Source organism: Phreatobacter sp. GW821-FHT04C01 (assembly GCF_059420385.1).
Genome location: NZ_JBWKTP010000006.1, coordinates 105,135 through 123,820, shown reverse-complemented (window position 1 = coordinate 123,820; position 18,686 = coordinate 105,135). Strand labels below are relative to the sequence as shown.

General features: G+C 67.4%; 17 protein-coding genes. 9 read left to right on the top strand and 8 right to left on the bottom strand.

Annotated elements, in window-relative coordinates; translation table 11 throughout:
• Positions 1 to 143 precede the first annotated feature (143 nt).
• Both AC07WJ_RS22715 and AC07WJ_RS22710 read left to right on the top strand, forming a co-directional pair.
• The gene (locus tag AC07WJ_RS22715) at positions 144 to 1,715 is read left to right on the top strand and encodes an ABC transporter substrate-binding protein (RefSeq protein WP_494936939.1); all 1,572 of its coding nucleotides are present in this window, start codon (positions 144 to 146) and stop codon (positions 1,713 to 1,715) included.
• A gap of 130 nt (positions 1,716 to 1,845) precedes the next feature.
• Entirely contained in the window at positions 1,846 to 2,811 is a 966-nt protein-coding gene (locus AC07WJ_RS22710; RefSeq protein ID WP_494936938.1) for an alpha/beta fold hydrolase, read from the top strand.
• Between the two features lie 84 nt (positions 2,812 to 2,895).
• On the opposite strand, the gene AC07WJ_RS22705 is transcribed toward AC07WJ_RS22710, so the two are convergent.
• The 6 genes from AC07WJ_RS22705 to AC07WJ_RS22680 all read right to left on the bottom strand — a co-directional run bounded on the left by AC07WJ_RS22705 (position 2,896) and on the right by AC07WJ_RS22680 (position 8,404).
• Positions 2,896 to 3,978, bottom strand: a complete 1,083-nt coding sequence (locus AC07WJ_RS22705) for a pyridoxal phosphate-dependent aminotransferase (RefSeq protein ID WP_494936937.1) — start codon at positions 3,976 to 3,978, stop codon at positions 2,896 to 2,898.
• Between the two features lie 67 nt (positions 3,979 to 4,045).
• Positions 4,046 to 4,696 (bottom strand): type B chloramphenicol O-acetyltransferase, encoded by a 651-nt coding sequence (gene catB, locus AC07WJ_RS22700; protein ID WP_494936936.1) that lies wholly within the window; start codon positions 4,694 to 4,696, stop codon positions 4,046 to 4,048.
• A gap of 146 nt (positions 4,697 to 4,842) precedes the next feature.
• Positions 4,843 to 5,646: a crotonase/enoyl-CoA hydratase family protein gene (locus AC07WJ_RS22695; RefSeq protein ID WP_494936935.1), complete on the bottom strand. Its 804-nt coding sequence runs from the start codon at positions 5,644 to 5,646 to the stop codon at positions 4,843 to 4,845.
• Positions 5,643 to 6,698 carry an acyl-CoA dehydrogenase family protein gene (locus AC07WJ_RS22690; RefSeq protein WP_494936934.1) on the bottom strand — a complete coding sequence of 352 codons (1,056 nt, stop codon included), beginning with the start codon at positions 6,696 to 6,698 and terminating at the stop codon, positions 5,643 to 5,645. The genes AC07WJ_RS22695 and AC07WJ_RS22690 overlap by 4 nt, the downstream gene beginning before the upstream one ends.
• Before the next feature lie 5 nt (positions 6,699 to 6,703).
• Entirely contained in the window at positions 6,704 to 7,864 is a 1,161-nt protein-coding gene (locus AC07WJ_RS22685) for an acyl-CoA dehydrogenase family protein (protein ID WP_494936933.1), read from the bottom strand.
• Between the two features lie 78 nt (positions 7,865 to 7,942).
• Positions 7,943 to 8,404, bottom strand: coding sequence for a response regulator (locus AC07WJ_RS22680; protein WP_494936932.1), 462 nt, complete (start codon positions 8,402 to 8,404; stop codon positions 7,943 to 7,945).
• A 258-nt stretch (positions 8,405 to 8,662) separates the two neighbouring features.
• Here AC07WJ_RS22680 and AC07WJ_RS22675 point away from each other — a divergent pair, with 258 nt between their 5' ends.
• Positions 8,663 to 10,795: a sensor histidine kinase gene (locus tag AC07WJ_RS22675; protein ID WP_494936931.1), complete on the top strand. Its 2,133-nt coding sequence runs from the start codon at positions 8,663 to 8,665 to the stop codon at positions 10,793 to 10,795.
• 38 nt (positions 10,796 to 10,833) lie between these two features.
• Positions 10,834 to 11,238, top strand: a complete 405-nt coding sequence (locus AC07WJ_RS22670; RefSeq protein WP_494936930.1) for a response regulator — start codon at positions 10,834 to 10,836, stop codon at positions 11,236 to 11,238.
• A 75-nt stretch (positions 11,239 to 11,313) separates the two neighbouring features.
• Here AC07WJ_RS22670 and AC07WJ_RS22665 read toward each other — a convergent pair whose 3' ends face one another.
• Positions 11,314 to 12,147 (bottom strand): AraC family transcriptional regulator, encoded by an 834-nt coding sequence (locus AC07WJ_RS22665; protein ID WP_494936929.1) that lies wholly within the window; start codon positions 12,145 to 12,147, stop codon positions 11,314 to 11,316.
• A gap of 222 nt (positions 12,148 to 12,369) precedes the next feature.
• Between AC07WJ_RS22665 and modA the strand changes: the two genes are divergently transcribed.
• The 3 genes from modA (at position 12,370) to AC07WJ_RS22650 (ending at position 15,497) form a co-directional block, all read left to right on the top strand.
• Positions 12,370 to 13,158, top strand: a complete 789-nt coding sequence (gene modA / locus AC07WJ_RS22660; RefSeq protein WP_494936928.1) for a molybdate ABC transporter substrate-binding protein — start codon at positions 12,370 to 12,372, stop codon at positions 13,156 to 13,158.
• A 38-nt stretch (positions 13,159 to 13,196) separates the two neighbouring features.
• Positions 13,197 to 14,309: a molybdenum ABC transporter ATP-binding protein gene (gene modC, locus AC07WJ_RS22655; protein WP_494936927.1), complete on the top strand. Its 1,113-nt coding sequence runs from the start codon at positions 13,197 to 13,199 to the stop codon at positions 14,307 to 14,309.
• A gap of 156 nt (positions 14,310 to 14,465) precedes the next feature.
• Positions 14,466 to 15,497: a hypothetical protein gene (locus AC07WJ_RS22650; RefSeq protein ID WP_494936926.1), complete on the top strand. Its 1,032-nt coding sequence runs from the start codon at positions 14,466 to 14,468 to the stop codon at positions 15,495 to 15,497.
• 16 nt (positions 15,498 to 15,513) lie between these two features.
• Here AC07WJ_RS22650 and AC07WJ_RS22645 read toward each other — a convergent pair whose 3' ends face one another.
• Complete coding sequence (locus AC07WJ_RS22645) at positions 15,514 to 15,927, bottom strand: winged helix-turn-helix domain-containing protein (RefSeq protein ID WP_494936925.1); 414 nt, start codon at positions 15,925 to 15,927, stop codon at positions 15,514 to 15,516.
• 172 nt (positions 15,928 to 16,099) lie between these two features.
• Here AC07WJ_RS22645 and AC07WJ_RS22640 point away from each other — a divergent pair, with 172 nt between their 5' ends.
• Entirely contained in the window at positions 16,100 to 16,465 is a 366-nt protein-coding gene (locus AC07WJ_RS22640; RefSeq protein ID WP_494936924.1) for a DUF2946 family protein, read from the top strand.
• Between the two features lie 74 nt (positions 16,466 to 16,539).
• The gene (locus tag AC07WJ_RS22635) at positions 16,540 to 18,627 is read left to right on the top strand and encodes a TonB-dependent receptor family protein (protein WP_494936923.1); all 2,088 of its coding nucleotides are present in this window, start codon (positions 16,540 to 16,542) and stop codon (positions 18,625 to 18,627) included.
• Positions 18,628 to 18,686: the final 59 nt, after the last annotated feature.

Sequence of the window (18,686 nt, the reverse complement as noted above, 5' to 3'; positions counted from 1 at the left end):
GTCGCGTCCCATCTGTTCGAGGCCGGTCCCAAGACCGCCGCATGACAAGGCCGCGGCGCGAGCGGCGTGGCCAGACATGGGTTGACGCAGGGGGCACCGATCGTCTCGACTGCGGGCTCCGCCGCATTCCGGAGTGACCCCCCATGCATCGTCGTACGCTTCTCAAAGGTGCCGCCGCCTCGCTTCTCGCCGCGCCGGCGCTTGCCCAGGACGCCAGGGCGACGACGCTGCGCTTCGTGCCCCAGGCCAACCTGACCTCGCTCGATCCGATCTGGACGACGGCGACGGTGACCGGCAATCACGGCTATTACGTCTACGACACGCTTTATGGCGAGGACGCCAACTACAAGCCGCAGCCGCAAATGGCCGAGGGCCACGAGGTTCTCGACAATGGCCGCAAGTGGCGGATCCGGCTGCGCGAGGGCCTGAAATTCCACGACGGCAGCCCGGTGCGTTCGGCCGATTGCGCCGCCAGCGTCAACCGCTGGTGCCAGCGCGACACCTTCGGGCAATTGCTCGGCAAGGCGACCGAGGGCTTCACCATCGTCGACGACCGGACTTTCGAGATCCGGCTGACCCGCGCTTTTCCGCTGATGCTGAACGCGCTGGCCAAGGCCGACAGTGCCTGTTTCATCATGCCCGAGCGGCTGGCCAAGACCGACGGCAACCGACAGATCACCGAGGTGGTCGGCTCCGGTCCCTATCGCTTCGTCGCGGCCGAGTACAATTCCGGCGTTCGCTCGGTCTATGAGAAGTTCGACGGCTATGTGCCGCGGCCGGAGCCGTCAAGCCGCAATTCCGGCGCCAAGATCGCCTATTTTCCGCGGATCGAGTGGCAGATCATTCCCGATCCTGCGACCGCCGCAAGTGCGCTCATGCGCGGCGAGGTCGACTGGTGGGAACGTCCGCTTGCCGACCTCCAGCCGATGCTGGCCCGCAACCGCGACGTCGTGCGCGAGGTGATCGACCTCACCGGCCGCACCTCGGTCATGCGGCTCAATCACCTGCAGCCGCCCTTCGACGACGTGCGGGTGCGCCAGGCGGTCCGCATGGCGGTGCGCCAGGAAGAATACATGCGCGCCAGTCAGGGCGACGACACCAGCGTCTGGCAGACCTGCCGCAGCCTCTGGGGCCGCGGCACGCCGAACTATGCCGGCGAGCAGGAAGACCTGATGCCGCAGAGCATCGAGAAGGCCAGGGAGGCGCTGAAGGCCGCGGGCTATTCCGGCCAGAAGGTGGTGATCATCAACCCGACCGATTTCCCCGATATCGGGCCGCTCGGCCAGGTCACCGCCGATGTGCTGGCCAAGATCGGCATGAATGTCGATCTGAACGAAAGCGACTGGGGCACGGTGATCCAGCGGCGCAACAGCCGCGAGCCGGTCGAGAAGGGCGGCTGGAGCATCTTCCACACGACAGGCAGCACCTTCGGCTGGAGCAACCCGGCGCTCTCAACCCTGGTGCGCGGCCAGGGCCAGGCCGGCTGGTTCGGCTGGTGGACCAATCCGCAAGCCGAGGCGCTGGCCGAGGAATGGCTGTTCGCCACCGAAGAGGCGGCGCAGAAGAAGGCGGCCGGTGCCCTGGGGCGCCTGGCGCTCGACCAGGTGGCGACGGTGCCGCTCGGCCAGTTCACCATCAAGACCGCCTATCGCAAGAGCCTCACCGGCGTCCTGCCGGGCTCGGCACCCTATCCCTGGTCGGTCCGGCGCGCCTGAGGCGGGCGGCGACGGTTCGGCTCGCGCCGAACCGACAGGCCGCCTTTCGGCATAGGATCGCAAGCGAGACCAATGCGGCGGGCCCTTGGGCATCCGGGCCGGCAGGGGTCGGTTCCGCGACGGGGAGACCATGCCGATGGATGCGGCCTGCGAACGTATGATGATCCTGCCGGGCGGCGCGGCCACGGCGCCGGCCGGCTGGCGACCGGCCCTGCTGGTGCGCGAGCAGACCCTGGCCGCGGCCGACCGGGCGCGGCCGGTCATCTATGTCCACGGCGCGACATTCCCCTCCGCCTCGTCGATCATGTTCCGTTTCGATCGGGTGTCCTTCGCCGATGTGCTGGCCTGTGTCGGGTTCTCCGTGTGGGGTTTCGATTTCGCCGGTTTCGGCGGATCCGAAACCTATCCGGACGACTGGGCGGGATCGGTGATGTCCGGCGACCCTCCGGGCCGCGCGCCGGAAGCCGCCTGCCAGATCGAGCGGGTCGTCCGTGCCGTGCTGGCCGTGACCGGCGCCGCCAGGGTTTCGATCATCGCCCATTCCTGGGGCACGATCGCCGCGGGGCGGTTTGCCACCGAGCATCCCGATCTCGTCGACCGCCTCGTCTTCTTCGGCCCGATCGCCCAGCGCGCGACGATGCGCGAGGCGCCGCCGCTCGATCCGACCCGCCTGGTCACCATCGCGCAGCAGCACCAGCGTTTTGTCGAGGATGTGCCGGCGGGCCATCCACCGGTCCTGCTCGACCGCCATTTCGAACCCTGGGCCGCGGAATATCTCGCCTCCGATCCGGCTAGCGCCGGCCGTTCGCCGCCGGCGGTGCGCATTCCCAACGGTCCCGCGGCCGACATTGCGGCGGCATGGTCGGGCAGGCTTGGTTACGACCCCGGCCTGATCACGGCGCCGACCGCCATCCTGCGCGGCGAATGGGACAGCCTGACCACCGACGCCGATGCCGCCTGGCTGCTCGCGGCATTGACGGCGGCGCCCGAAAAACGCGATGTCAAAATCGCCAAGGGCACCCACCTGATGCATCTCGAAGAGAGCCGCGGCGACCTCTACCGGGCGACGATCGCCTTCCTCGACAACGGCCGATAAGGGCGGGTTCGCCGCCGGCGAGCGCCGCCGGAGCCTGGCCGATCCGGACCGGCTCCGGTGGCGGTCGTTCGGATGGACCAGGGCTCAGGCCGGCCGCATCAGCGTATCGATCGTCGACAGCAGCGCATTGTTTTCAGCCGGGGTGCCGATCGTGATGCGGATGCGGTCGCGCAGGCGTTCCTGATCGAACCAGCGCACGAAAACGCCGTGCGCCGAAAGGCTCCGGTGGAGCGCCTGGGCGCCGCCGATCGGCAGAGCCGGAACCGACGCCAGCAGGAAGTTGGTCTGCGAGCCCAGGCATGCGAAGCCGCGGGCCGCAAGTTCATGGGCCAGTCGGGTGCGTTCGCCGCGGACCACCGCCCACCCCGCGGCGGCATGGTCGCGATGGCGCAAGGCCGTTTCGGCGAGCCGCTGCGACACCGCGTCGACATTGTAGGAATCCTTGGTCTTGGTCAGCATCGGCGCGATGAGGTCCGGCGCGCCGATGCCATAAGCGAAACGCAGGCCCGCCAGCGAATAGCCCTTGCTCATGGTGCGCAGCAGCAGGACGTTCGGCAGGTCGCGAACGAGGCAAAGGCTATCGTGGCCGAGCGCCGGGTCGACGAAATCGACATAGGCTTCGTCGACCAGGAGCAGGCCGCTGAAGGCCCGCGCGATTTCGGCGAGCCTGGCGACGGCGTCGAGGCGCCCCGAGGGAGCCTGGGGATTGACCAGAAGGCCGAGCCGGGCTCCGGCGGCGTTCCAGGCGTCGGCGAGGCCGGTGGCGGGCGCCCAGTCGCCGGCGAGCGGCACGCTGCAGAGGCGACAGCCCTGGATGGCGGCAAGGACCGGGTAGAGCGAGTAGCTGGGATCGGCGATGCCGACGACGCCACCGGGTTCCAGAAAGGTGGTGAAGGCCAGGCGCAGCAGTTCGTCACCGCCATTCGTGGCGATGACATGGTCGGCCGTGACGCCATGCAATTCGGCCGCGGCCTGCCTGAAGCTGCGCGCCATCGGATCGGGATAGCGCCGCAGGGCGTCGGCCTGGATGCCGCGCAGCGCCTGCATGACGGCGGGGGCGGGAGGGAAGGGGTTCTCGTTGGTGTTCAGCTTGGCGACGACCGGCCCGTCCGGCTGCGCGCCGGGGACGTAACCGGCCATGTCGCTGATGTTCTGACGTTCAAACACTGTGGCGCTCCTGGCCGACTGGTTCTTGCCCGGTCGCCCGAATGGTGCGATCGGGCCGAGGGTTGGGTCATCGATCGTCGCGGCGATCCGTTTGAGGGGCCTTCCACTGGGCGTGGAGCGCGGCGACCTGGCCGGTGCAAAGCAGCGGCATGGCATCCCGGATCGCCTCCACGGACCAATCCCACCAGGCCATTTCGAGGAGCTTTTCGATGTCCTCGTCGGCAAACCGCTTGCGGATCGGCCGGGCCGGATTGCCACCGACGATGGTGTAGGGTTCGACATCCCTGGTCACCAGCGCGCGGCTGCCGATGATGGCGCCATGGCCGATCCGGATGCCGGCCAGGATCATCGCTTCCGAGCCGATCCAGACATCGTTGCCCACCACGGTATCGCCGGCCGGCCGGAAACCGTCGAGCGCCTCGGCAAAGGCCTGTTCCTCCTGCATGTAGAAGAACGGGAAGGTCGAGATCCAGTCGGCCCGATGCCCCTGGTTGCCGGCCATGATGAAGGATGCGCCGCTGCCGATCGAGCAGAAGCTGCCGATGATCAGCTTGTCGACGTTATCCAGGTCGGCACGCAGATAGCGGGCACAGTCATCGAAGCCGTGGCCATGATAATAGCCGGAATAATAGCTGTAGCGGCCGACCTCGATGTTCGGATTGGTCACCTGGTCCGAAAGCAGGGCGCCCTTGAACGGGCTTTCAAAGACGTTGCCCATGCCGGTTTCCTCGCTGCGCGCGCCTGTCTCGCCTGATGGTTCGGGCGAGGCATATATCCCCCGGCCCGCGCCAGGAAGGTCTCCTGGCGCAAGGGTGAGGATCGCGTGATCGGCGAGACCGCGAAGCGGCGCCCGGCAGTGGCCGCTCAGCGGCCGGTGAACACCGGCTTGCGTTTTTCGAGCCAGGCGTCGACCGCCTCGCGATGGTCCTCGGTCTCATGCGCCATCGCCTGGAAGGCCGCGGACAATTCGAGCAGAGTGTCGAGGCGGACATGCTGGCCCTCGCGCATCAGGCGCTTGCTGAACCTGACCGCCGCGATCGGGTTGGCGGCGATGCGGGCGGCCATGGCCCTGGCCGCCTCCATCAGCGTCTCGTGAGGTACGACCTTCGATACCAGGCCGCAGGCCTTGGCCTCGTCGGCCGACAAGGTGTCGCCGGTAAAGGTCATCTCGGCCGCCTTCGACATGCCGACCACGCGCGGCAGGAGCCAGGCGCCGCCGTCGCCGGGAATGATGCCGAGCTTGACGAAGCTCTCGGCGAACACCGCCTTGTCCGAGGCGATGCGGATGTCGCACATGCAGGCGAGGTCGAGGCCGACCCCGATGGCATGGCCGTTGACCGCCGCGATTGTCGGCACCTCCAGTTCGTAGAGCGCCAGCGGAATGCGCTGGACACTGCGCCGGTAGCTGTTGCGGGTGGCGATCGGGGTGTCCTTGGGCGCGAATCCGGTGCGGTCGCGCATCTTCTTCAGATTGCCGCCGGCACTGAACGAGGCGCCGGCGCCGGTCAGGATCACCGCCGCGATCGATGTGTCGGCGGCGATGTCGCGGCAGGCGTCGACGAATGCGTCGCAGCTCTCGACATCGGAGATCGCATTGCGCTCCTCCGGCCGGTTCATGGTGAGGGTGACGACCGCGCCGTCGCGGGTGATGTCGAGGAAGGAGGTCATGCCGGATCGTCTCGTGTCAGGAGGGGCCAAAGCTGGTCGCCGCCGGCGGCCAGAACCTTGGCGCCCAGCTCTTCGGCCCACCAGGCCTCGGCGCCGAATTCCAGGCGCCAAAGCCAGAGGCGGCGGGTGAAATAATGCAGCATATGCTCGTCGGTGACGCCGATCGCGCCATGCACCTGGTGCACGATGGCAGCGCCGAGCCGCGCGGCTTCGCTGCAGCGGATCCGGGCGACGGCGGCCTCGTAGCCGGGGTCTCCCAGACCGGCCTCGGCCTTGTCGCGCGCCCGCCAGCCGGCGGCCGAGGCAACCTCCGCCGCGGCGACCTCGGCGGCCAGTTGCGCCAGCGATTGCTGGATCGCCTGGAACCGGCCGATCGGCCGGCCGAACTGCTGGCGCGTATTGGCGTAGTCGACCGCGAGCTCCAGCACCCGGCGCAGCGCGCCGGCGATCTGGCTGGCGCGCATCAGGGCGCCGAGCTCGAGGATGCCGATGGCCGCCGCGCCGTCGAGCGGAGCAGTTGCTACCGGCTTTGCGCGGCGCAGCACCACGTCGTCCCGGGCATCCCGCCCGGTCGTCCGCAGCGGCCGCGTCTCGACCTGATCGAGATCGATCAGGCAGAGGCGGGTATCGGTCTCGGGCCCGGCGGCGACCACCATGTGGCTTGCCGCATGGGCCCAGGCGACCGCCGGCAGCCGCCCTTCGAGCAAGCCGTCGTCGACCGCGAGCGCGCGGCCGTCGGCGAAGGTCAGGACGCCCTCGGGAATGGCGATGCCGGCACGGCTCAGCAGGGCGGCGGCGATCATCGTTTCGCCGAGCGGGATCGGCGCGGCGAAGCGCCCGGCCCGCCGCAGGATCGCACCGGCATCGGTCCAGGAGAGGCCGCTGCCGCCGGCGGCTTCCGCGACCAGCGCCGTGCGCAATCCGAAATCCTCGACCGCCGACCACAGCGCCGCCGGCCAGATGCCGCTTTCGGCGGCATGCAGGCAGTTGCGATCGACATGTTCGACGAACAGGCGTTCGAGCTGGTCGCCGAGAAGGGCCGCAAGGTCCATCGCGCTCACCTCAGGCCAAGGCCGCGGGCGGTCAGCCCGCGCATGATTTCGCGCGTGCCGCCGCGCAGCGAGAAGGTCGGTGCGACCTGGGTGACATAGGCGGTCGCCGCGGCGAGCCCTCCGGGATCGTCGAAGGCCGGCGGCAGGCCGACGAGCTCTTCGACCAGGCGCGGCATGTCCTGTTCGAGATCGACCCCGAGATCCTTGATCAGCGCCGCTTCCTGCAGCGGCGTCGCCCCGGCCTGCAGCATGCCGGCGACCGAAATCGACATGGCGCGCAAGGTGGCGAGTTTCGCCACCAGCCGGCCGACGTCGCGGGCGGCCTGCGGCTCGAATCCGCTCCTGCCGATCGCGTCGAGCATCGGCGGAACCAGCGGATAGGCGCTGAGATAACGATCCGGACCGCTGCGCTCGAAGGCGAGCTCGGCATTGACCTGGGCCCAGCCGTCGCCTTCGCGCCCGACGATCATGCTGTCGGGCACGAACACCGCATCGAAATGCACCTCGTTGAAATGGCTCTCGCCGGTGAGGTCGGCGATCGGCCTGATCTCGATGCCGGAGGCCTTGAGGTCGATCAGGAACTGCGACAGGCCGGCATGGCGTGCGGTTTCCGACGCCGGCGCGGTGCGGAACAGCCCGATCATGAAGTCCGAATGGTGGGCGTTGGTGGTCCAGATCTTGGTGCCGTCGAGCCGCCAGCCGCCGCTGACCCGGGTTGCCCTGGACCTGAGGGAGGCGAGATCCGAACCGGAATCGGGTTCGCTCAGCCCGATGCAGAAGGCGAGGTCGCCGCGAATGATGCGCGGCAGGAATTCGCGCTTCTGCGCCTCCGTGCCGACGCGCAGGATCAGCGGACCGCTCTGCCGGTCGGCGATCCAATGGGCGCCGACCGGCGCGCCGGCGGCCAGCATTTCCTCCAGCACGACATATCGTTCGAGCGCGCTGCGGCCATGCCCGCCATAGTCCGCAGGCCAGGTCATGCCGATCCAGCCGTGCCGGCCGACCTGGCGGCTGAAGTCGCGGTCGAAGGCGGTCCAGGACCGCGCCCGGTCGGCGATCGTCCAGTCGCCGGAGACCTCGGCGAGGAAGTTGCGGACCTTCAGCCTGAGCGCGCGCGTCTCGTCGCGCGGCAGGTCGCACAGCTCGAAATGAAACGCGGCCGACATGATCTGTCCTCCCGGGGAGGAGAGGCTATCACTGCCCGGTGCCCGAGGGGAGGAAGGCGCCGTCCCCCAAAGGTCGGATCAGGCCGGGGCTCCGGCCGGAATCGAGGCGTGGCGTGCCGTCTTCTTCCAGTAGTCGACAATGGCGCCGATCATCGACCGGTAGTCCTGCAACGAAGACGGCTTGCGGAACATGGCGTTGGCGCCGGCCTCATAGGCCTTGTCGATCGCCTGCTTGGTATCGGCGCCGGAAATCACCACGACCGGGATCTGCTTCAGCGTCTCGTCCTTGCGCAGGGCCTTCAGGAAATCGAAACCGTCCATCGCGCCCAGCTCGAGGTCCAGAATGATGATGTCGGGATCTTCGGCGAGCGTCGGGTTGTCGCCGCGCTCATTCTCGAAATTCAGCCGCGCCAGGGCGAGCTCGGCCGAGGCGAAGGTCTCGAAGGTGCACTCGCTGAGCGCCTCTTCGAAAAACTGCATCATGAAGCCGATGTCGTGCAACTCGTCGTCAACAATCATCAAGCGGGTGAGCTGCCGCATGTCCGTCTCCGGCAAGGCCAAGGCACGATTGGGGCAACACGCAACAATGTCGCCATTGAATTTTTGCAGGCCGGACGCGTCCTGGGAAGACTCGCCGGGCCGGCCAATATGCGCACGCGCAGGTTGCTGCGTCCGACTCACGCGGGGCTAGAGGAGGGCTCTTGGCACCCGCTGTCAAGTTGTCGTAGCGCTGAATGGTAAAATCGCGAATCGGGGGGCGGAAAAGTGGGCATGCGGGGGCCGGTCGGAGCGAGGTCCTTGACGCATTATCTCGCGGCTTTTGCCGCGGCGCTGGCCATTCCGCCGATGATTTTCGCCGCCTATGTGACCTACCGCTATGCCTGGTCGGAATGGCAGCGTTTCGAAGCAGTCGCCTATCAGCGCAACGAGGACATCGTTTCCGATCTCGATGGGCTGCTGTCCTCGCGCATTTCCCTGCTCCAGGCGCTCGCGACCTCACCGGCGATCGACGCCGGCGACTTCAGGCGCTTCGACGTCCAGGCCCGCCAGTTCGTCGAGCGCGGCATTGCGATGCGGATGCGCGACCGGACCGGCCAGCTCATCATCGACACGGCGCTCGTCTGGGGCGCTCCATTGCCGCACGACCCCATTACCGTCCGGCAGCAAAGCGTGCTGGAATCCAAGCAGCCCTTCATCACCGATCTCTACACCCGCCGGGCCGACGGTCTCCATGCCGTCGGCATCAGCGTTCCCGTCATTCGCGGCGGCGAAGTGCTCTATTTCCTGACGACGGCGCTGAGCCCAGCCTATCTCTCGCGCTTCCTCGCCGAACGCGGCGTCCAGCCGCCCTATTTCGTATCGATCGCCGATCGAACCGGCCTGGTCATCACCCGGTCGTCGCGATACGAGGAATCGGTTGGCCGCTTCCTGCCGGGCTATGACCGGATTCGCGACGACAAGGGCGCCTGGAGCGGCGTCAATCCCGAGGGCGTGGCCGTTTCCGCCTATTACACCCGTTCGGAGCTGTCGGGCTGGCTGGTCACCACCGGCGTCGATCGCCGCACGCTCGAGGCGCCCATGCGGGCCTTGCTGTGGCGGCTGTTCGCTCTCGGCGCCGGCCTGCTCATCCTGTCCGTGGCGACCGCGGCTTTCCTCGCCCAGCGCTTCTCGGCGGCGAGCACCGCGCTCGTCGGCGCGGCCGATGCGGTCGGCACCGGCCAGGTGGCGACCATGCCGCATACGCCGATCACCGAGATCAACCGTGTCGGCGCGGCCTTCGCCCGGGCCTCGGTCCAGCTGCAGGAACAGGCAAGGGCGGTCGAGCGGGCCAATCAGGACCTCGAGCGGCGGGTCGGCCTGCGCACCCGTGAACTCGCCGCCAGCGAGGAGCGCTACCGCCTGCTCGCCGAGAATGCGACCGACGCCATCCTTTTGCGCAACGCCGAGGGGCCGATCGCCTTTGCGTCGCCGGCCTGCCTGAAGCTGCTCGGCTATTCCGTCGAGGAGATGCGCAGGCTGTCGCCCGACGACCTGATCCATCCCGACGACCTGGCCCGGGTCCAGGCGCTCACCCATGCGATCGGGCCGGCCAATCCGTCGGCATCGAGCATCCATCGCCTGCGCCACAAGGATGGCCACTGGGTCTGGGTCCAGAGCAATTACAGCTTCATGGCGCAGGTCGGCCCGGGCGAGCCGAACATCATGGCGGTGGTGCGCGACGATACCGAACGGCAGTCGCGTGAACTCAAGCTGCGCCATTCCAACGAAGCGCTGCAGCAGTTCTCGGCGATCGTCTCGCATGACCTGCAGGCGCCGCTGCGCCATATCAACATGTTCTCGGACCTGCTGCAGGCGCGCGTCGGCGATCTGGACGCCGAGACCACCAGCTATGCCCGGCGCATCATGGCGAGCGCCGAGCGCATGCAGCGCCAGATCCGCAGCCTGTTGCTCTACACGCAGGTCGCCTATGCAACGGTAAAATCGGAAGCCGTGTCGCTGGAGCGCGTGGTTGCCGAGGCGACGGCCTTGCTCGACACGCAAGTCCAGGAGACCGGGGCCAGGATCGAGGTCGTCGACCATCCGGTGATCTGGGGCGATGCCGATCTCCTGGTCACGCTGTTTCAGAACCTGATCGCCAATGCGCTCAAATATCGCAGCGACGCCGCGCCCGAGATCACCTTCTCGGCGCAGCCGTCAGGACAGCAATGGGAGATCGCGGTCCAGGACAATGGCCTCGGCATCGACCCGCAATATAGCGAGCGCATCTTCGAAATCTTCCGGCGCCTGCACCGGGACGAAAGCCGCTATCCCGGCATGGGCCTCGGCCTGGCACTCTGCCGGCGCATCGTCGAGAGCCACGACGGCCAGATCTGGCTGGATACTGGCTATTCTCAAGGTGCGCGATTCCTGCTTACACTCCCGCGCCGTTGATATCAGAGGTCGCATGTCCGGCGCGGCCGGGAGCAGTGATGGATCTTCACAAGAGACGTCTTCTCATTGTGGATGACGATGCCGACGAGGTGTTCTTCGTCGAAAACGCATTCAAGGGAGCTTCGACTCCCGTGGAAATACGACATGCCGAGAGCGGCGAAGCGGCGCTCGCGGAAATCAAGAGCTTCAATCCCGGCCTTATCCTGCTCGACCTGAACATGCCCGGCATGAACGGTCACGATGTGCTGCGCGCGATCAAGCAGGATGACGATACCTGTGGGCTTGCCACCGTCATCTTCAGCTCGTCGGAACGGCGCTCCGACATCGACGCCTGCTACCGCAACAATGCCAACGCCTATGTGGTCAAGCCACGCTCGTCCGACGGCTACCGCGAGCTCGCCGAGAACATCAGCAAATTCTGGTTCGAAACCGCCCGCCTTTGAGGTTGGGCGGTCTCGTGCCGGGGGCTCTTCACCGCGGGGCGGCGCCAGGTCGGGCGCCGTCGTTTGCTCCGCCGATCAGGTCTTGATCGGAATCCAGATCTCCAGCCCGCCCATGCCGGTGCGCGGGTCGAACGTCTCGCCGTAACGTTCGAAATCCGCCGCATCGGCGGCCTCGTGACCGGATTCCGGCAGCCATTTGCTCCAGATCGTGTGAACGGTCCGGCGTATGGTCGAGATGTGGTCGCGGTGCGCGAACACGGCATAACGCTGCGCCGGCACTCGCACCCGCTCGAAATCCCCGGGCAGGCTCGAGAAATCGGTGACTTCGACGCCGCAGAGATAGTCGAAATTGCCGTCTTCGTCGCTGTTGTGGCAGACCCCGTAGCAGATCTGTCCGATCTGGCCCGGGACGTGGCCGATATGCGGCCCGAAGCGTTGCCACTGGCTGGGAATGGCCTTGCTGCTGTCGCAGCTGTAGCGCGCGCCGAGGCCGGCGATGAGCATCGGCCTGCCGTCCTCGATGCGCGGCGGTTCGAGATGGGTGAGGAGGGTCTCGTTCATTTTGATCGGCTCCACCAGAGGGATGTCGTCGAGATGGCGTCGGCCGCGGACCAGTTCCGGGGTTGTTCCGAACTGGTCGCGAAACGCCCGCGTGAAGGCTTCGTGAGAGCCGTAGCCGGCGTCGAGGGCCACCGTGAGGATATCGGGCGCACCCGCGGCGAGAGACCGGGCCGCCTCGCTCAGGCGGCGGGCGCGCAGGTAGCGCACCGCCGATTGGCCGGTTGCGGCGACGAAAGCGCGGGTCAGGTGGAAGCGCGAAACCCCACCCACGTCCGCGATGTCGTCAAGCCCGATATCGTCCGAGAAATGGCCTTCGATGAACCAGAGGGCTTTTTCGACGGGGGTCATGGCAACTCTCATGCGAAGCACGCTGCCGGTGATAGGCGCATCGGACGGGGCTGGTTTGATCGTTCTTGCGCAGGCCGGGGCGGACGCATTGAAACCCGCCGTCAGGCCTGCGCCAAGACCGGCGCGCCTGCGTCGATGCGCGCCTGGGTCGATCGAACGGATCGGCTCGACCGTCGCGCTATATTCTATTAGCTATAGCGCGGATCACCAATGGAGCCCTTCATGCCGCATCGTCCTGGCCGCCGCGCCGTCTTCGCCTTGCTTGCTGCCCTTGCTCTCGTCTGCGCCCGGCCGGCCTCGGCCCAGGAAGCGCGGCCGGTCCTGGTCTTCGCCGCCGCCAGCCTGCAGACCGCGCTCAATGCCATCGCGACCGAATGGCAGAAGGAAACGGGCAAGCGCGCCACCTTTTCCTACGCCGCATCCTCCGCGCTGGCCCGGCAGATGGAGCAGGGCGCACCGGCCGATCTCTTCGCCTCGGCCGACCTGGAATGGATGGATTGGGTGCAGCAGCGCAACCTGATCCGGCCGGCCACCCGGCAAACATTGCTCGCCAACACCCTGGTGCTGATCGCGCCGGCCACCACCACGACCGACCTGAAGATCGCGCCGAACTTCCCGCTCGCCGCCGCGATCGGCGATTCGCGCCTGGCCACCGGCGATCCGCGTGCTGTCCCGGTCGGTCGTTATGCCCAGGCGGCGCTGACCGCACTCGGCGTCTGGAACGACGTGCAGCCGCGCATCGCCGGTGCCGACAATGTCCGGGCGGCGCTGGCGCTGGTGGCGCGCGGCGAGGCCCGTTTCGGCATCGTCTACGCGACCGATGCCAAGACCGAGCCGCGGGTGAAGGTGGTCGACACCTTTCCCGCCGGCAGCCATCCGCCGGTGCTCTATCCCTTCGCCCTGACCGCGTCCTCGGCCCATCCGGATGCCAGCGCCTTCATGACCTACTTGCGTTCTCCGGCCGCGATCAGGATCTTCGAGGCTGAAGGGTTCTCGATCGTCAGGAACTGACGGGGAGCCGGCGTGACTGGGATCGGAATGGCAACCGCATGATCGACTTCGATTGCCGGCTCGACCGTTCCGATTTCCATTTCGCCGCGGCTTTCGCGGGCGACCGCGGCATCACGGCCCTGTTCGGCCCCTCCGGCTCGGGCAAGTCGACCGCCATTCGCCTGATCGCCGGCCTGGAGCGGCCGACGAGCGGGCGCATCGTGGTCGATGGTACCGTGCTGGTCGATACCGCGCGCGGCGTCGCCATGCCGCCGCATGCCCGCCGGGTCGGCCTGGTTTTTCAGGATGCGCTGCTGTTTCCGCATCTCTCGGTCCGGTCGAACCTGACTTATGGCCGCTGGTTCACCGCCAAGGCGGAACGCAAGATCGCGTTGGAACCGGTGGTCGAGGTGCTCGGCATCGGTCATCTGCTGGACCGCCGGCCGGGCACGCTGTCGGGCGGCGAGCGGCAACGGGTGGCGATCGGCCGGGCGTTGCTGACCTCGCCCCGCCTGCTGCTGATGGACGAGCCGCTCGCCTCGCTCGACACCGGCCGCAAACTGGAAATTCTTCCCTTCATCGAGCGGTTGCGCGACGAGTTCGCCATTCCGATCGTCTATGTCAGCCACGCGGTCGAGGAGGTTGCGCGGCTTGCGTCCAAGGTGGTCAAGCTCGATCGCGGCCAGGTCGTCGGCGCCGGCAGCCCGGCCGAGGTGCTGGCGCCGACCTCGCTCGCCGATACCGCCGCACGCTTCGACGCGGTGTCCTTCGTGACCGGAACCGTGCTGCGCCAGCTGCGCGATTTCGGCGTCACCGTCCTCGGTCATCCCGCCGGCGAGATCACCGTACCGGGGCTGATCGAGCCGGGCGCCGCGCCGGTGCGCGTCGCCATCCGCGCCACCAATGTGACGCTCGCGGTCGGACGGCCCGGGCAGGTCAGCGTGCGCACCATGCTCGCCGGCCGGATCGTCAAGATGGAGATCGATGACGGCCCCTTCGCGCTGGCCACCATCGCCTTGACCGGTGGTGAGCAGCTGATCGCCTATGCGACGCGGCTGGCCATGGACGACCTCGGCCTCGATGTCGGTGACGACGTCACCGCCCTGGTCAAGGCGGTGGGGATCGACGAACGCAGCGTGCCCGGGCTGAAGCTGGTCGGCCACCCCGAATAGCCCAGGGCCCGATGCCGTCTGTCGGCGGGGCCACGCGCCTGCGACATGCCAGCATCTGCATTCGCGCTGGCTCATGGTTAACCGATCGTCAATGCTTGCCCGCTCTGATGGCTGGCATTGGCCGATTCAACCTCTTGGCGCGGAAGGCCCGAGGCCGTGGCGAACATCATTTCAAAGAGCTTTTATAGCGCCGCGTTCAGCCGCGGCCCGACCGGTGCCGCGGCCGAAGCCGGTGCCAAGGCCGCCGGCAAGGCCGGCGCCAAGCCGGCGACAGGCGGCGGCCAGGATGCTTCGGTGCTTCTGCTGGGCTCGGCAGATACGGAGCGGCAGGCCGGGGCCTATTCCCTGTTCGGGTCGTCGAAGGCCTTGTCGGAAGCGCAGAAGTCGTCGCGCGATCTGCTGGCCAAGCTCGACCAGATGCGGACGTCTGCGGTCAGCGATCGCAAGGCCGCGGCCCAGCAGAAGCTGGAGCTGGCGCGCCAGAAGCTGCAGATGCTGCGCATGATGGGTGGCGATCCCAAGACGATCGCGCGGCAGGCCAAACAGATCGCCCAGGAGATCAGGGAAGCGGCCAGGGAATATGGTGCCGCGGTCCAGTCCGGCGGCGCCGCCGCCCTTGGGACGGGGGCCTCGGAGGCCCCGCCGGCACCTGCCGAGGCGGCGGCGGCCAAGGGCAGCGAGGCGGCGGCCGGCGCCACCGATCAGGCCACCGGCGCCGAAGGCCAGGCGCAGACGGCGAAGCCGGCCGAGACGGCGCAGGCCGGCCAGGCCGAGACGGGACAGCCGGACCAGGGGGCGGCCGACAAGGGCGCAGCCGACAAAGGCCCGGTCGACAAGGCGACCGCTCGCGAGGAGGCGGCCAAGGCCTATCAGGACATGGCCGCGAAGCTCGGCCAGAAGGGCGCCGCCAGCACGGCGGAGCGCGAGGTTCTCGACAAATTCAAGCAGGCGGCCGCCGAGGCCAAGCGGCTGATCGAGGACGCGGTGCGCAAGCTGCGCGCCCGCAACGCCAACGATCCCGACGCGCGCGAGGCCGAGAAAGCCAAGAACGCCATGCTGAAGCAGGTCGATGAGCTCGGTGATACCATGCGCGCGGCCGAAACCGGGGCCGATGCGGCGGCGCCGACGACCGCCGGAGTGGGCGCTGATGCCGCGATCGCCGCCCCGGTGATCAATATCCTGGTCTGAGGCGCTTCCCGCCGGATCAATCCAGCACGATATCTGCGTCGAACGGCGCCATCTCCTCCTGGATGGCTGCGAGCGTCCTTGCCTCGATCCGGCGATAGGCGGTGACCAGGGCACGGCCGAAGGTGGTGAGCTGTGCGCCACCGCCCTGTGCGCCGCCGGCGGCCGTCGTGACCACGGGCTGGGTGAACATCTTGTTGACCGCGTCGACCAGGACCCAGGCGCGCCGGTAGGACATGCCGAGCTCGCGGCCGGCCGCCGAGATCGAGCCGGTCCGTCCGATCGCCTCCAGCAGGTCGATCTTGCCGGGCCCGAGCCGCAGGGCCTCGCCGAACACGATACGCAGGCGCGGCGTGAGCTGTGCGACGACCGCCCCGTCGGCGGGCTGCCGCTTCGGCTTGATCGGCACGATGGTGTCCCGCTTCGCGCGCATCTCCCGCTCCTCCTGTCGCTGGTGCCCGGGCAAGACCATCATAGCTGCGACAATGCGCCCGCGGCGATGGACTTTCCACGGACCTCGCCGGCGATTGACTCGCCTCGGCAAGCGGCGCTACTCGTCGCTTATGGGTTTTCTTCGGGGCGATCGATTTCGGGTCGGCCGCAACATGCTTGTTGCGGCGCTGACCTATTTGATCGCGGCGACCGGTTTCCTCGGCGCCATCAACCGGACGGCCCATGCGATGGAGGCCAGCCAGGCCGGCTTCGTCATCATCTGCACCATGGACGGTATGAGCTTCGTGCCCGGCGATGGTCCCGACGGCGGCAAGCGCGTCCATCAGTTCCAGCATTGCGTGCTCTGCAGCACGGCGATCCCCGCGACGGTGACGATCGCCGACGCGGTCGTCACCGATGTCGCCGAACCCGTGACGGTTCGCGCGCCGGTCCGTGTCTATGAGCCGGCCTTGCCGGCCTATGCCTTTATCGGCTGGACCGGCACGAGACCGCCACGCGCCCCACCTGTCGTCGCCTGATCACTTCGTCGTCGCGTTCGCCCGGCCAGGCCGATCGAACGCCGTGATCCCATCAGCGTCGAACAGTTCATATCATGTCCAGGTCTTCCAGGGCGGCCGTCGCGGCCATTGTCCTTTTGCAGTCCCACCAAGCCTTTGCGCAAGGTTCGGCCAATATCACCGAGCTGCCGGTCATCAATGTCGAGGCGGCCAGGACCGGTGAAGGCGGTTCGCTCACCGCGCCCGCCGTTACCGAGCAGCGCCGGCGGTTGAACGAGACGGCCGGTTCGGTCGGTTTCGTCGATGCCGAGAGCTACAAGAACAGCTATGCCGCGACCATCAGGGACGCGCTGAACCAGACGCCTGGCGTCTTCGCGCAGAGCCGCTACAGCCAGGAAATCCGCCTCTCCATTCGCGGCTCCGGCATTGCGCGGGCTTTTCACACGCGCGGCGTCGAGATCCTCCAGGACGGCGTGCCGACCAATCTGGCCGATGGTTCCGGCGACTTCTACCAGATCGATCCGCTGGCCCTGCGTTCGGTCGAGGTGTTCCGCGGCGGCAATGCCCTGCCGTTCGGCGCCTCGACGCTCGGCGGCGCGATCAATTTCGTGACGCCTTCAGCCTATACCGCCACCGCCCCGAACAGCTTCCGCGTCGATGGCGGCAGTTTCGGCACGGTGCGGGCGCATGGCGAGATATCCAGGGTGATCGGCCCCTGGGACTTCGCGGTCAGCGGCACCTACACCCATTCCGACGGCTGGCGTCAGCACGAGCAGCAGAACCTCGGCCATTTCAATGCCAATGTCGGCTATCGCTTCTCCGAGCGGGTCGAGACGCGGTTCTATTTCGGCGCCTATTACACCGACGTGAAGCTGCCGGGCTCGCTGACCTACGGCCAGGCGATCTCCAGCCCGCGCATGGCCAATGCCAGCGCCGTCTCGGGCGACCAAGCGCGCAACACCTATGTTCAGCGGCTGGCCAATGTCACCACGATCCGGCTCGATGTCGGCCAGATCGACATCACCAGCTGGGCCATCCACAAGCAGCTCAACCATCCGATCTTCCAGGTGCTCGACCAGGACGGCTGGACCTACGGCATTTCACCGCGCTTCACCGGTTCGTTCAGCATCGGCGGCTTCCGCAACGACCTGGTGGTCGGCGCGCGCATCTTCGCCGGCAACAACGCGGTTCAGCAGTTCCAGAACATCGGCGGCCAGCGCGGCGCGCTGACGGTCAATGGCCGGCAGGTCGCGTCCAATTACGAAAGCTGGTTCGAGAACCGCTTCTTCTTCCTGCCGCAGCTGGCCCTGACCTTCGGCGCCAAGGCCTTCTCGTCGGAGCGCAGCTACACCGCCCAGGGCGGCCTGCCGGGCAATCCGACGGCGGTGAACGCCTCGATGACCTATGGCGGCATCAATCCGCGCATCGGCCTGCTCTATGAATGGGCCAGGGACATCCAGGTCTTCGCCAATGTCACGCGCAGTGCCGACGTGCCCGATTTCACCGATCTGACCCAGACGGTCGGCGCGACCAATGCCTTCGTGCCTTTGAAGGCGCAGACGGCGACGACCTTCGAGATCGGCACGCGCGGCACCTATGACCGCTTCTCCTGGGACGTCACGGCCTACCGCTCGGATGTCCGCAATCAGATGCTGCAGTTCAACACCGGCTCGGGCATCCCGGCTTCGACCTTCAACGCCCCGCAGACCCTTCTGCAGGGCATCGAGTTCGGCGCCAGTGTCGATCTGGTGCGCAACCTGACCGGCAATGACGACAAGCTGACGCTGCGCCAGATCTGGAACTATTCGGATTTCCGCTTCGTCAACGACCCGGTCTACGGCAATAACCGCATTCCCGGTGTGCCGCAGCATGTGCTGCGCACGGCGCTCACCTATAGCCATCCGGCCGGCTTCACCGTCACCCCGACGGTGGATATCGTGCCGGAAGGTGCTTTCGTCGACTATCGCAATACGTTCAAGGTCGCTGGCTACGCTCTGCTCGGCCTGCAGGCCACCGCCAGGCTGGCAAACGGCGCCAACCTGTTCCTGGATCTGCGCAACCTGACCGACAAGCGCTACGTCAGCGATTTCGGTCCGGTGGTTCAATACAATGCCGCGACGACCGCCGCCTTCTATCCCGGCAGCGGCCGGAGCATCTATGGCGGGGTGCGCTACCAGTTCTGACGATGTAATAACAGTCATGTCTGCCGGGCGGTATCATCCGTGCCGGCAGGCCCCATCAT